The organism is Neobacillus camarae, assembly GCF_054950115.1.
This window is the reverse complement of record NZ_JBUCKX010000005.1, coordinates 338425-353151: the sequence shown is the minus strand read 5'-3', so window position 1 is coordinate 353151 and position 14727 is coordinate 338425. Positions and strand designations below refer to the sequence as shown.

General features: G+C 43.6%; 11 protein-coding genes. 9 read left to right on the top strand and 2 right to left on the bottom strand.

The genetic code is table 11. From position 1 onward, the window contains the following. The first annotated feature begins 105 nt into the window (after positions 1 to 105). Genes ACY8D0_RS26545 through ACY8D0_RS26535 form a run of 3 tightly spaced genes read left to right on the top strand, consistent with a single transcriptional unit; the run spans position 106 to position 3248 of the window. A complete protein-coding gene (locus tag ACY8D0_RS26545) occupies positions 106 to 2436 on the top strand; it encodes an AAA family ATPase (RefSeq protein ID WP_462413461.1) in 2331 nt (776 codons plus the stop codon). A 32-nt stretch (positions 2437 to 2468) separates the two neighbouring features. Continuing rightward, complete coding sequence (locus tag ACY8D0_RS26540; protein WP_462413460.1) at positions 2469 to 2897, top strand: acyl-CoA thioesterase; 429 nt, start codon at positions 2469 to 2471, stop codon at positions 2895 to 2897. Between the two features lie 42 nt (positions 2898 to 2939). Beyond that, positions 2940 to 3248, top strand: a complete 309-nt coding sequence (locus ACY8D0_RS26535) for a hypothetical protein (RefSeq protein ID WP_462413459.1) — start codon at positions 2940 to 2942, stop codon at positions 3246 to 3248. A gap of 58 nt (positions 3249 to 3306) precedes the next feature. On the opposite strand, the gene ACY8D0_RS26530 is transcribed toward ACY8D0_RS26535, so the two are convergent. Both ACY8D0_RS26530 and plsY read right to left on the bottom strand, forming a co-directional pair. Continuing rightward, positions 3307 to 4455 (bottom strand): CapA family protein, encoded by a 1149-nt coding sequence (locus tag ACY8D0_RS26530; protein ID WP_462413458.1) that lies wholly within the window; start codon positions 4453 to 4455, stop codon positions 3307 to 3309. 453 nt (positions 4456 to 4908) lie between these two features. Further along, positions 4909 to 5508: a glycerol-3-phosphate 1-O-acyltransferase PlsY gene (gene plsY / locus ACY8D0_RS26525; RefSeq protein ID WP_462413457.1), complete on the bottom strand. Its 600-nt coding sequence runs from the start codon at positions 5506 to 5508 to the stop codon at positions 4909 to 4911. A 180-nt stretch (positions 5509 to 5688) separates the two neighbouring features. Between plsY and ACY8D0_RS26520 the strand changes: the two genes are divergently transcribed. The 6 genes from ACY8D0_RS26520 (at position 5689) to parC (ending at position 14710) form a co-directional block, all read left to right on the top strand. Then, positions 5689 to 7425 carry a glycosyl hydrolase family 18 protein gene (locus ACY8D0_RS26520; RefSeq protein WP_462413456.1) on the top strand — a complete coding sequence of 579 codons (1737 nt, stop codon included), beginning with the start codon at positions 5689 to 5691 and terminating at the stop codon, positions 7423 to 7425. 252 nt (positions 7426 to 7677) lie between these two features. Further along, entirely contained in the window at positions 7678 to 8610 is a 933-nt protein-coding gene (locus tag ACY8D0_RS26515; protein WP_462413455.1) for a GGDEF domain-containing response regulator, read from the top strand. Between the two features lie 71 nt (positions 8611 to 8681). Next, positions 8682 to 9452 carry a sensor histidine kinase gene (locus tag ACY8D0_RS26510; RefSeq protein WP_462413454.1) on the top strand — a complete coding sequence of 257 codons (771 nt, stop codon included), beginning with the start codon at positions 8682 to 8684 and terminating at the stop codon, positions 9450 to 9452. Positions 9453 to 9579: 127 nt separating this feature from the next. Next, positions 9580 to 9993 carry a CoA-binding protein gene (locus ACY8D0_RS26505; RefSeq protein WP_462413453.1) on the top strand — a complete coding sequence of 138 codons (414 nt, stop codon included), beginning with the start codon at positions 9580 to 9582 and terminating at the stop codon, positions 9991 to 9993. Positions 9994 to 10289: 296 nt separating this feature from the next. Further along, entirely contained in the window at positions 10290 to 12269 is a 1980-nt protein-coding gene (gene parE / locus ACY8D0_RS26500) for a DNA topoisomerase IV subunit B (RefSeq protein ID WP_462413452.1), read from the top strand. Beyond that, on the top strand, positions 12266 to 14710 hold the full coding sequence (gene parC / locus ACY8D0_RS26495; protein WP_462413451.1) for a DNA topoisomerase IV subunit A: 2445 nt from the start codon (positions 12266 to 12268) through the stop codon (positions 14708 to 14710). Before parE ends, parC begins: the two co-directional genes overlap by 4 nt. The last annotated feature ends 17 nt before the right edge of the window (positions 14711 to 14727 follow it).

The window sequence follows — 14727 nt, the reverse complement described above, 5'->3', positions numbered from 1 at the left end:
CAATTCCAAGAGGAGTGGTCCTTTTTTCTGCCTTTAAAGCCTCTTATTTTTTTAAACTTGGGGTCCTATGGTAAGATAGGGGAGAAACTTTAATGTAGAGATGTGATGAATTTGAATGCAAATCGGCAAAAAAACCAAATGGATGAGTATAAGCAGCAACTAAACAGCTGGGAAAAGGAACTTGCCCAAACCGGTGTTATTCAAGAAGAGAGTGCACTAATAGCAGCTGTCAGTCAGGAAACAGACCCAGTTCTCTTATCCCAGTTTTTAACCTTAGCTGCCCGTTCTAGACTAGGCCGTAATAAAGAAGACACTTTAGCTGGAGCCTTAGTGGAAAAATCGTTAAAGCTTAATCCCGCTAACCAATGGGCCATGGAGTTCACGATTGGCGTGGAATGGAAAAAGCTCAAAGATGTAATGAGCCAGCTGTCTTTCCCGCCAATTAGGGAAACGGACAATCGTTCGGCCAAAAAGAAAGTGGCGGAGCAGTATATCGAAATCTGCCAAAGCTTTTTATCTGAGGCCGATGAACGGTTTTCTGACCTGCAGCATAAACGCGACATGGCGTCCGGTATGATTGGGAAAGATGTTTTCCAGCAATATCAACAACTATATGAGTTGCTCGCTACTGCCATTGAAGAAACAGGAAAATTATTAAAGGCCTCCGAGGATTATGAGGAATCGATTATTGGGGTGTTTCATACAGCTGCATATGTGGAGGATTTAAAACAGCATTTAGCGAAAGTAGAAGAAATAAGAAACAAATGGGAACAATTATTCCTTCAAGAAGAAGAGCCCGCTCCTTCGGCCCAAAACGCACTGGAACAGTTGCACGAGTTGATTGGGATCGAGTCGGTTAAAAAACGGGTAAACGATTATTATCGCTTTTTAAAATACCAAAAGCATCGAAAAAAGATGGGCCTCAAGAATAAAGATGAGCTCAGCCTCAACATGGTTTTGACCGGTAATCCCGGTACCGGAAAAACGACACTGGCCCGGCTGCTCGCGAAAATTTATCATGAATTGGGCGTTTTGCCGCGGGAGGAGGTCGTTGAGACAAACCGGGCCCAGCTGGTCGGTTCGTTTATGGGACAAACGGAAGAAAATGTTCGGAGTATTGTAGAACGATCTATCGGCGGCGTTTTGTTCATTGATGAAGCCTACAGTTTAAAGCGAGAGGGCCAAACGGGCAACGATTATGGACAAGCAGCCATTGATACGCTTGTTTCCTTAATGACCGGTAAAGAGTATGGCGGAAAGTTTGCTGTAATTTTAGCAGGGTACCCTGAGGAAATGCGGTCGTTTCTCGATGCTAACCCTGGTTTGCGCAGCCGGTTTCCCCAATCAAACTTGATCCATTTACCCAACTATTCTAATGAAGAATTAATCCTGATCGCTGAAAAAGCCGCAGCCGAGAATGATTATTTTTTAACGGACGCGGCGAAAAAAGAGCTCGTCCATCGGATTGAGCAGGAGCGGGTAGACGAAACATTCGGCAATGCCAGGACCGTTCGCAATATTGTGTTGGATGCCATCTTTAAGAAAGGCTCTGACCATCAGGACGAGGATGATATTTTAAAATTCATGGTCTTGGATCATGATGATTTTGTTCAAGAGCTGGAGAAAAAAGAAATGAGTCCGCATGAACAGCTTGACCGTTTAATTGGGCTGGAATCTTTGAAAGCGGAAATGCGGTCGTTGTTTTCATTCGTGAAAATGCAGCAGTTTAGAAGAAATAAAGGTCTGCCAGCCGTGCCGATTCAGCTTCATTCTGTTTTTACCGGAAGGCCTGGAACCGGAAAAACCACCGTTGCGAAAATCTATGCGGAGCTATTAAAAGAATGCGGGATTTTAAAACGGGGGCATTTGATTGTTTCGAGCAGGGCTGATTTCGTGGCAGGCTATGTGGGCCAAACGGCGGGAAAAACGAAACAAAAAATAAAGGAAGCGCTGGGTGGCGTTTTGTTTATTGACGAAGCGTATTCCTTGTTAAGCCATAGTGCAGGTGATTACGGTAAAGAAGTCATCGACACGCTTGTCGATGAAATGACCAAGCATAATGAAAACTTGGTGGTGATATTGGCTGGATATCCTAATGAAATGGACCAGCTGTTGGAAAGCAATCCAGGTCTACGCTCCCGATTTAAAAAGTTTTTCTATTTTCCGGATTATTCGCCTGAAGAAATGCTTGCGATTATAGAATCCTATGCTGGGCGTTTCCAGTACAGCCTGACAGAAGGTGCCAAGCAACTGCTTCTTGATATGTTAAAACAAGATGAACCAACGGGAAATGGCCGGTTCGCCACCAACATGGTGGATGAGATGATTCAGGCACAAGCGACAAGATTAATGAACCAAGACGTCTCGGAGCACTTGGATGAGAGTGCCGTTATACTGGAAGAAGCGGATGTACAGGCTGTAATCAACAAAATGTAATTTTCATAAACAGGATGGAGAGGAAGGTTGGAGTGGAAGAATATTACGTTTCAACGAGAGAAATCTTACTTTACTATGCGGATACCGATATGATGGGTGTGATCTATCATGCCAATTACTTGAAGTTTTTTGAATTGGGCCGAACCGGATTGATTGAGGATTTGGGATATAAATATGTGGAAATGGAAGAGAGCGGCTACTATGCACCGGTTTATGATGTTCAAGCAACTTATAAAAAGCCGTTGCGATATGGTGACCAAGCAATCGTAAAGACTTGGGTTGAGCACAATGATGGGATTAAAACCGTCTATGGCTATGACGTCATCAATGGGGATGGAGAGGTATGCGTGGAAGGTAAAACCACCCATATTATTGTGAAGAAGGATAATTTCAGACCAACTTCGTTCAAGAAGGCTTTTCCGGAGTGGTTCAAAAAATATGAAGAAATTAAGAAAAAATAGTGCCTCCCTTTATAAAATGGAATGTTGAATGAGGTGAAAAGGTTGGCGTTTGGCATCAAAAGACGTGATGTGACAGAATGGAAGCGGAAAATAGACCAAGGTGAAATTGCCTTTTTAACCCATTATTGGCTTGATCAACGCTTCCCAGGATATAAGACCGTGACCAAGGTCGGCTGCAATGATTTGAAAATGCTGGCGGAATGGGGAAAACAATACGGACTCAAGGAAGAATGGATTGACCATCGGAAAGACGGATATTCCCACTTCGACTTAATTGGCGAAATACAGGAAGAAATATTGCGGCAAGAAGGACTTTTAGAACATATTTGGAAAAACAGTAAACAAGGCTGACACGGATGTGTGAGCCTTGTTTACTTTCCTGTGAAGGGCCAAGTCAGTATGGCTGCTATCAGTGCAGCCATTGGGACATGTGTTGTTGAATTTCGTCGTATTTTGCTTCGGCATTCTTCAAGCCATGTCCACCTGCTTGTTCCAGTGGCACAACACGAAAATCTTTGTATCTTTGGCTTGTGACATATGTCGGATAAAAAGCCGGACTGGAGAGTTCAATTGCACTTCCTTGAGACGAAACACGCTTTGTGATATCGACGGTAGCTAGTCCTCCGATATCTTTGTAATTCCCATATTGGGCTGAGATAAAATTGCCCAACGAATAAATGACAAACGTTTTTCGACCGTCAGCGGTATTAATCCATTCCATTGGCTGGAGGACGTGGGGATGCGAACCGAAAAGGATATCCACCCCTTCATTGGCAAGAAACTGGGCTAACTCTTTTTGGTCCGCGGACGGAACCCGTTGGTACTCCAGTCCCCAATGGATGCTCATAACGACGACATCCGCGGCAGCTTTGGCGCGGTGTATTTCTTCTTTCATTTTGTCCCTGTCTATCAAATTGACCAGGTAGTCTTTTCCTTTAGGAACTGGGATGCCATTTGTTCCATATGTATAAGACAAAAAGGCAAGTTTAATGCCGTTTTTTTCAATGATCCGTAAATGCTGTTGATCCTGTTGATCCTGAAAACTCCCGACATGGGGGAGACCGATGCTTTCTAAGTAAGCGGTTTCTGACAGGACCCCCCTTTCCCCTTTATCCAACGTATGGTTGTTCGCAGTGGAAACGATATCGACACCGGTGTGGACGAGAGCATCCGCTACTTCATGCGGACTATTAAAGGCCGGATATCCAGAGAGCCCGAGTTCCAATCCTCCGATTGTGCTTTCCTGATTAGCTGTCAGCAGGTCAGGTTTTTCCAGGAGGGGTTTAACGTCCGAGAACATTTGGTCAAATTCATATTGCGACCCATTGAAGGCGTCTTGGTAAACCGGGCTGTGAATAAGGATGTCCCCGATTGCTCCGACGGTGATTTTTTCGGTGGTGACAGGATTCGTTTTTTGAATTGGCCGGTGCTTTGTAACCTCAGCAGAGTACACTTTTGGAAGCGGTTTCGATTTAGTCCATTGTTGAGTAAGTAAGGCATAGGCCAGCAGGCTGCATCCAAGTACTATTGCGATTGAGGTAATAATCGATTTTCTCATAATACCTTCTCCCTAGTGCTTGTTTTAAGCAAATTATTTTTATTGCCTTTGTCCATACTATAATATATTTATGTGGAAATTTGTACCCTCTCATTCGACAAATTTTTGGAAATGGGGTGTAGCGCTTGTTTAAACTGACTGAACCTGCCTTACATATCTTGCAGGATATTATGGAGCGGGAGAAAGCTTCTGATGAAGAAAAACTGTTTTTGCGGTTAAGTATGGGAATTGGCTGAGGTGCTCCCAAATTAAATCTGTCTCTGGAGGAGCGGATCATACAAGGGGACCTTACCTATGAGTTCGGGGATTTGACGGTCCTGATTCATGAAAAAGACTTAGTATACTTTGACAATACAAAGTTGGATTATGTGAAAGATGGATCAGGAAAAGGAACTTTTCAATTATTAAAAATCTAAAAAAAGGGAGCCGCCGGATTTTCCGGGAGCTCCTTTTTTATAGCCACTTTATCTTTGGTTCTGTTTTATTCATAATTCGTTTAATGTTGGCCCGGTGCCGGTAGATGACAAAGGATGCCAAAAGGAATACCGCTATTAATAAGGGAATATTCCATGAAGCGAACAAACCAGAGAATACGACATAAAGGATGGCGATAATACCGGCAATCATGGATGACAATGAAACGTATTTGGTTATGTAAAGACTAATAAAAAAGCCGATCAATACGGATAAAAATAAATAGGGCGAGCACCATAACAGCACACCGCCGGATGTGGCAACGGCTTTGCCGCCTCGGAAACCGGCAAAAATCGGATACGTGTGTCCTAAAACGGCCAGTAGACCTGGAATCAGTGGGTTAATATCCACGGAAAAAATAATTGGCAGGGCTGCTGCCAATGTCCCTTTCAGGATATCGGCCAAGGTCACAGCTAGTCCAGCTTTGACACCTAATGTCCGGAAAGTATTGGTTCCTCCTAAGTTTCCGCTTCCATGCTCCCGGATATCGATTTTATAGAATGCTTTGCCCACAATTAAACCGGAGGGGATGGAACCAAGAAGATAAGCCAGGACCAAGATCAAAATCAATTGAACCATATTACAATTCTCCTTCAAAATAAAATCCAGTGTTTCTATTTTACCATGTATTGGTCAAAAAACGCCATTTACTTTTTAAACCATATCATCTTGACATATCATTTTACACAAAAATGTGAATTTACCCTTTCCAATTCGTTGTTGATATCTTACGATAGTAACGGGGAGGAACGAAATGACATGGCAAGTATTGAAATCAAACATCGAAAAAAGTCAAAAATGTGGGTAATAGGTGGGCTTATTGGCGGCATTCTACTGACCGTATCCGCCGTTTTCTTGTTATTGTATCCTTTTGCATCCAAGGAAAAACAGTCTTATTTTAACGGGGAACATCCGATTGTTTTTAACGGGAAGCAGCGGGGGAATGCCGAGGTGCAGGGCGAATCCATCTATTTGCCGCTTCAATTCATTCAAGACAATCTCGATTCGTCTATCCGTTATGATGAAAAGTCAAACTCCGTTATCATTACGACGAAGGATAAAGTGGTTCAAATGCCAACCGACTCACTGACCTATTTTATCAACGAAGAGCCGGTCTCCTTACAATTGTCCCCTACCATTAGTAAAAATGGTCAGGTCTTCATTGCTATTGATTCCATACTATCGTTATATCCAATTCAATTTACAAGATTGCAAAAGTCTGATGCTATATTGATAGAAAAAGATGGTGAATCATTTATCCATGGCAAAGTAATAAACAAAGAGATCAATGAAGAAAAATTAAGACTCCGGACCAAGCCCCACTGGCAGTCCCCTTACACGGCGCAGCTGAAGAAAAATGAATCGGTAAGGATTGAAGGGGAAAAACAAGACTTTTATTTGGTTCGTAATTCCAAAGGCATCAGCGGGTATGTCAAAAAGAATTATGTAACCCCAGGCAAAAAAACTGAAATTACCATCGACCAGCCTGCGAAAACCTTTGCCTTGCCAACTGTAAACGGTCCAATCAATTTAACGTGGGAAGCAGTTTACACGAAATATCCCGATATGTCACAAATACCCGTAATGTCTGGCGTAAACGTTGTTTCCCCTACTTGGTTTTCTTTGGCAGGTGCGGATGGATCCATTAAAAACCTAGCATCACTAGAATACAGCCAGTGGGCGCAAACGAGGGGTTACCAAGTATGGGGCGTGTTTTCCAATGCCTTTGACCCGGATTTGACCCACCAAGCTTTTAAAGACTATGAAACCAGGAAAAACATGATCCGGCAACTGCTATATTTAAGTCAGATGTATCAATTGCAAGGAATCAATTTTGATATTGAGAATGTTTACCCCGAAGATGGCCAGTTGATCACACAATTTATGAGGGAAGCAGCGCCATACCTGCACGAAGCGGGACTCATGGTCTCGATGGATATCAATTTCGCGGCAGGCGAAAATAACAATTGGTCATCCTTTTATGAAAGACCCAAGCTCGCCGACATTGCCGACTATCTCATTGTGATGGCGTATGACGAACACAACGCAAGCTCAGCTGAGGCCGGGAGTGTGGCCAGTCTGCCTTGGGTTGAAAAAAATCTGCAACAGTTATTATCTGAGGTTCCCAATGGAAAGTTAATTCTAGGCGTCCCGCTATATTCCAGGCTTTGGAAAGAACAAACTAACAGTGACGGAACCACGAAAATAACATCCAAAGCCCTCTCGATGGACCAAGTTCAACAATGGCTTGGAGAAAGAGGGGTGCAGCCGGCATATGATGAGGAAAGCGGCCAGAACTATGCGGAATATACAGCGCCGGAGGAGAACGCTGTCTACAAAATATGGATTGAGGATGAAAGTTCTCTGGCAAAACGGGCAAGCTTGGTGGATAAGAATAAGCTTGCCGGTGTTGCCAGCTGGACAAGACTATTTGCCGGTGAATCCGCGTGGGCGGCATTACAGATGCAGAATGGAAACACTGTGACACAAAAATAAATGGTACATGGAACCGGTCTTTGGACCGGTTTTCTTTTTTGTGCCTCATTATTAAGATTTCAGGTAGAAATATAGTCTTTTTTTTTACAAAAATGAGGCGATTTTTCAAACCATTGGCGAATCCGTTGAAAGGCAGAGGTTCAGCCCCTATAATTTAAATAAATCAGTTTCAGTTTAAAATTTAACTGGCCGGAAAAGGAAGATAGCGGTCGGTTTTATCATATCAACCACAAAAGATGGTGAGGTGTAAGCATGGCCATAAGCAATCCATCTGCCCTGTATCAATCATATTCCCGTATTAGCGTTTTGTATGTTGAAGATGAAATGTTTTCTCGTGAAAAGATTTTGCGTGTTTTAGGAAGGCGCTTTTCGACTATACATGCTGCACTGGACGGGAGAGAAGGTATTGACTTTTTTCAAAAATATCAGCCGGACCTTTTGATTATTGATCTCAATGAGAATCAACCTTACGAGCTGGATATGATTCATACTGTACGGAAGTTAAATGGGCAAATACCGATTATTATTACTGGCCCTTACGACGGCCAAAAGTTTTATCAATCATTGTTAGACAAACAAGTCGTCAATCACGTCATCCCAAAGCCAATTTATTTAGAGAGTTTTTTATATGCCATCCAGCAATCGGTTCATCAAATTGAAACAAAGCGGGAAATGGAAACATTTAAAAAGCAACAAATGTCCACAATGGATCATTTAACAAACTCGTTTAAACGATTTAAATTCAATGAGATATTAGATGATGCGATATCAAAGATGAAAATCAATAACCGGTCCTTTTCATTAGTCGTTATGGATTTGGATAATCTTAACAGGGTAAATACCCGTTTCGGCCATGAAGTGGGTGACCACGTTTTGAGGATTTTTTCTACCATCGTGCAACAGCGGATCGAGGAGAAGGATATTTTTGCCCGCTGGGGTGGGGATTGCTTTACTTTGATGTTGCCGGAAACCGAAATCGATGACACCAGACTGCTGGCGGAATCACTTCGAATATTAATAGAAAATTTCCCCTTTGATCATATAGGCAGGATGACCTGCAGTATGGGCATTGCCGCCTATTCTTCCGGCATGTCAAAGCGAGACTTGGTTTTTCGGGCAGAACAAGCTCTATATGAGGCCAAGCAAGCCGGAAAAAATCGTGTTATTGTTGGCAGCACAGAATGAATCGGAACATGGGATTAGGCTCTTTATTCCCCTTTTCGCCTGTTCCGGCTTTTTAAAAAGGAAGTGAGCATATGGAAGGTCAAATGGAAACAGAAAAAACCGACGAAAACCGTCAACAAAAAGGTTTGGTGAAAAATAAGACATTGGATCCATTTTTCATTCAACAATCCCGTCTTGCCCAAATGGGTCTAATGGTTGAAAGCTATGGCCAAGAATGGCAGCAGACATTGAATCACTTGTCACTATTGATTCAAGATATTAGAGAAGCCCTGGAATTCGGGGAATTAAATGACCAATACATTGACCGTTTTATTACAGAAAGCATGTTGCAAATCAACGAAATATCACAAACCATTCATGATTTTGGAAAATTGTATAAACCGAATAAAATTTCATCCGCTTTCTCTGTTGCCGATGCCATCGAAGAGTCTTTGGCGATTTTCTCTCCTTGCCTTTACCGCCACAAAATCATGGTGAATTTTGTACATCGCGGTCAATATATGGCTTTTGGTGATCCACATGAATTCAGCCAGGCGGTCTTGAATGTTTTAACCGTTGCTATGGACCAATTTTTAATACATGGATCCAATGAATTAGCCATTATTATTGGGGAAACGGACCCAACCATTACCGCCGAAATAAGTTACAACGCTGCTAATACGGAGACTATGGCAGGCGATCAGATTTTTGTCCCTGATATTTTAGACGGTACCAATGGAACGAGGTTTAGCCTTTATGTGTTAAGGCAAATTCTTGAAAGCATGGGCGGTCTGGTTACCGTTGAAAATACAAAGACGCATACAAAATTTTGTCTATCTGTACCTAAGCTTGAACGAGCTTGAAACCGCTAATCACTAACGTCTTAAGGATGCCAGTACGATAGATTAACACGCTTCCCAGCCAAATTGGATGTATTTTTTTCCAAAAAAAGATAAAATATAGCTAATGAAAGTAATAGGAGTGAAGGTGATGGTAGTGGAAAATCCAAGCTTGGAAGAGATTGGCGCTATTTTAAAAAAAGCGAAACGGATTGCGGTTGTGGGGTTAAGCAATAATCCGGAACGCACTTCCTATCAGGTTTCAGAGGTAATGCAGAAGGCTGGTTATGAGATTATTCCGGTTAATCCAACTATTGATGAAGCGTTAGGCGTTAAGGCCGTTGCTTCGTTAAAGGATATTAAAGGGCATATCGATATTGTCAATGTGTTCCGCCGTTCCGAACAGTTGTTTGACGTGGCGAAGGAATTTGACGAGGTGGATTCGGATGTCTTTTGGGCACAGCAGGGTTTGGTCAATGAGGAAGCCTATGAATTTTTGAAAGAAAGAGGATATACTGTCATCATGGATCGCTGCATTAAAGTCATGCATGCATTAACCAAATAATCCTAGTGGCAAAGAGCTGTGGGGAAACTCTCACGGCTTTTTATTTTCGCCTAAAAAACCCTAAAAATAAAGAGTGCAACAAGGAAATTTTTCAGAACGTATTTGCCAAATCAAAATAAATCGCTAAAATAAAGCATAGACGCCGCAAGACCTGTGGCAAAATTAAGTAACAAACATTTGTTCTAATGTGATATGCTTAAAAGGATAATCAGCATTTTTAAAGAATAGTAATGAGAAGTAACATTAGCAAAATAGAAGGTTGTTTTCTTTTTGTAGGGTATGAAAGGGGTATTTTAGTGGCAAGATCTCAGCAAGCTTTTGAATATAACGAAGACGCCATACAGGTACTGGAAGGCTTAGAAGCTGTCAGAAAGCGTCCGGGCATGTACATTGGCAGTACCGATGCCAGAGGGCTTCATCACCTCGTTTATGAAATTGTCGATAACGCGGTGGACGAAGCACTAGCGGGATTTGGCGATCACATAGTAGTTAAAATTCACAAAGATAATTCGCTCAGTGTTACCGATAAAGGCCGGGGCATGCCAACCGGAATGCATAAAATGGGGAAACCGACTCCGGAAGTCATCCTAACCATCCTCCATGCAGGAGGCAAGTTTGGACAGGGCGGTTATAAAACTAGCGGAGGACTCCATGGTGTCGGTGCGTCAGTCGTCAACGCTTTGTCAGAATGGCTGGTTGTCACCATTAAACGCGAAGGATTCGTTTACGAACAGCGTTTTGAAAACGGCGGAAAACCGGTTACCACGCTTGAAAAAATCGGCAAGACCAACCAATCCGGAACCACCATCCACTTTAAGCCGGATGCATCCATTTTCTCCACCACCACCTTCAATTTTGAAACTCTGTGTGAGCGGTTAAGGGAATCAGCCTTTTTATTAAAAGGCCTGAAAATAGAAATTATGGACCTGCGTAATGACTTTCATGAAGTGTATCACTATGAAAACGGGATTGAAGCTTTCGTAGCCTATCTCAATGAGGACAAAGAGACCCTGCACCCGGTTGTCAGCTTTGAAGGGACGCAAAATGGCATTGAGGTCGATTTTGCCTTCCAGTTTAACGATGGATATTCTGAGAATATGTTATCCTTTGTTAACAATGTCCGCACCAAAGATGGCGGTACCCATGAAATTGGGGCCAGGACCGCGATGACAAGGGTTTTTAACGATTACGCCAGGAAAACCGGGTTGTTAAAAGAAAAAGACAAAAACCTGGACGGCGCCGATATACGCGAAGGTTTATCCGCCATTATATCGGTCCGGATCCCGGAGGACCTCTTACAATTCGAAGGCCAGACAAAAGGGAAATTGGGAACAAGCGAGGCGAGATCATCTGTTGACGCTGTTGTTTCCGAGCATTTGTCCTATTTGTTGGAGGAAAACCCGAATACCAGTTCATTGCTTGTAAAAAAAGCGATTAAAGCAAACCAAGCCCGTGAAGCAGCCCGAAAAGCACGAGAGGATGCAAGAAGTGGTAAAAAACGAAAAAGCAAAGAAGCGGTCCTTTCAGGAAAACTGACACCGGCGCAATCCCGGAATCCGCAAAAAAACGAGCTTTACTTGGTAGAGGGAGATTCAGCGGGAGGTTCAGCCAAACAGGGCAGGGACCGCCGCTTCCAGGCTGTTTTGCCGCTTCGGGGTAAAGTCCTCAATACAGAAAAAGCCAAACTGGCTGACATTTATAAGAACGAAGAAATCAACACCATGATTCATGCCATTGGCGGCGGTGTCGGCTCCGATTTTAACATTGGCGATATCAACTACGATAAAGTGATTATCATGACTGATGCTGATACGGATGGCGCCCACATCCAGGTTCTGTTGTTAACGTTCTTTTACCGGTACATGAAGCCGCTGGTCGAGGCAGGGAAAGTGTTTATCGCCCTGCCGCCGCTTTATAAAGTCAGCAAAGGCTCAGGGAAAAAAGAAATCATTGAGTATGCTTGGACGGATGAAGAATTGCAGGGTGCGATTAAAAAGGTAGGCCGCGGCTACATCATTCAACGCTACAAAGGTTTGGGGGAAATGAATGCGGACCAGTTATGGGAAACCACAATGGATCCGGAAACCAGGACCTTGATACGGGTAAAAATTGACGACGGCGCAAGAGCCGAACGCAGGATTACCACCCTTATGGGGGACAAGGTAGAACCGCGCCGCAAATGGATTGAAGGAAATGTTGAGTTTGGACTAGAGGAAGATGATACAATATTGCAAAACGAAAATATAACGGTCACAGAGGGAGGAGATGAAGCATGAGCACAGTTGAAAAATTCCGCGACCTCCCTTTGGAAGATGTAATTGGGGACCGGTTCGGCCGGTATAGCAAATACATTATCCAAGACCGGGCACTGCCTGATGCCAGAGACGGCTTAAAACCGGTTCAGCGCCGGATTCTTTATGCGATGCATGTGGAAGGCAACACCCATGAAAAGGGGTTCAGAAAAGCGGCCAAAACAGTTGGTAACGTCATCGGTAACTACCATCCGCACGGTGATTCCTCCGTGTATGAAGCGATGGTCCGGTTGAGCCAGGACTGGAAGGTTCGCAATGTTCTTGTTGAAATGCATGGGAATAACGGCAGCATGGACGGCGACCCTCCGGCTGCGATGCGTTATACCGAGGCGCGTCTGTCTGCGATAGCGGCAGAGCTGCTTCGCGATATCGATAAAGAAACTGTTGATTTTATCCCTAACTTTGATGACACGGCAAAAGAGCCAACCGTACTTCCCGCCATGTTCCCGAATTTATTGGTTAACGGTTCAACCGGTATTTCCGCCGGTTACGCCACTGACATCCCGCCACATAACCTGGCTGAAGTCATTGATGGGGTCATCATGATGATGGACCGGCCCGATGTATCGGTAGATGAACTGATGACGGTTATCAAAGGCCCTGATTTCCCTACTGGAGGGATTATCCAAGGGATTGATGGCATTAAAAAAGCCTATGAAACTGGTAAAGGCAAGATTATTGTTCGTGCCAAAGCCGAAATTGAAGATATGCGCGGCGGTAAGCAGCAAATTGTCGTCACTGAAATTCCGTATGAAGTCAATAAAGCCAATCTTGTGAAAAAAATGGACGAGTTCCGGATTGATCGCAAAGTGGAAGGGATTTCTGAGGTGCGCGATGAAACGGACCGAACGGGATTGCGCATCGTCGTGGAACTGAAAAAAGACGCCGACGCAGAAGGGGTGCTGTACTATTTATATAAAAACAGCGACCTTCAAGTAACCTATAATTTTAATATGGTCGCGATTTATAACCGCCGTCCGAAACAAATGGGCCTCCGCGATCTGTTGGATGCCTATATTGGGCACCAAAAAGATGTGGTAACCAGAAGAACACAATACGATTTGGCGAAAGCGAAAGAACGCCAGCATATTGTAGAAGGCTTAATGAAGGCCTTATCGATACTCGACGAAGTGATCGCCACGATCCGTGCATCGAAAGATAAACGGGATGCCAAAGATAACTTGATTAGCAAATTTGGCTTTACCGAACCGCAAGCCGAGGCCATCGTATCCTTACAGCTTTATCGTTTAACCAACACCGATATCACGGCATTAAGGAATGAAGCAGAGGAGCTTGCCAAAAAGATTGCTGAATGGACCAGCATCTTGGAAAGTGAGACGAAACTGTTATCCGTGATTAAAAAAGAATTAAAAGATGTGAAAAAGCGGTTTGCGGATGAACGCCGTTCGAAAATTGAAGCGGAAATTGAAGAAATCAAAATCAACTTGGAAGTCATAGTGCCAAGTGAGGATGTCATCGTTACGGTTACGAAAGAAGGTTACGTAAAACGGACGAGCCAGCGTTCCTATGCCGCATCAAACGGTCAGGATTTAGCCATGAAAGAATCAGACCGGCTGAAGGCTCAGCTTGACATGAATACCAAGGATGTTTTGCTCTTGTTTACCAGCAAAGGGAATTATTTATACTGTCCAGTCCATGAATTGCCGGACATTCGCTGGAAGGACATGGGACAGCACATTGCCAATTTAATCCCGATTGACCGAGACGAAGAAATCATTCAAGCTATACCGGTTACCGATTTTGAGGCACCAGGGTTCTTGGTGTTTGTGACCAAGAACGGTATGGTGAAGAAAACCGAGTTAAGCCAATATAAGGCCCAGCGCTACTCCAAACCATTAGTCGGCATCAATCTCAAAGATGATGACCAAGTCATCAATGTTCATGTGACGGATGGCACAGCAGACTTATTTTTGATTACCCATTTCGGCTATTCGCTATGGTTCGACGAGGAAGAAATCAGTGTAGTAGGTGTCCGGGCTGCCGGAGTTAAAGGGATGAACTTAAAAGATGGCGATTATATTATTGGCGGACAAATTATCAGTCCAAACAGCAAGCAAGCCATTATCACGGTGACCCAGCGCGGAGCTATTAAACGGATGAAGTTATCCGAGTTTGAAAAAGCGTCACGGGCAAAACGGGGTGTCATTATCCTCCGGGAGCTGAAGGCCAACCCGCATCGCATTGTTGGATTTGTGACGGCTGAAGGACCTGATGAGTTATTCATCCAAACTGAAAAAGGATATCTAGAAACGTTAAAAGCAGAAGATATCCGTTATGGTGACCGTTACTCCAATGGTTCGTTCATCCTTGATGAAGGGGAAAATGGACAAGTAACCTCCTTTTGGGTAGTGGAGGCGCCAAAACCGGATCAATCAAAGAATTAGATCATAGGAAAAAAGAC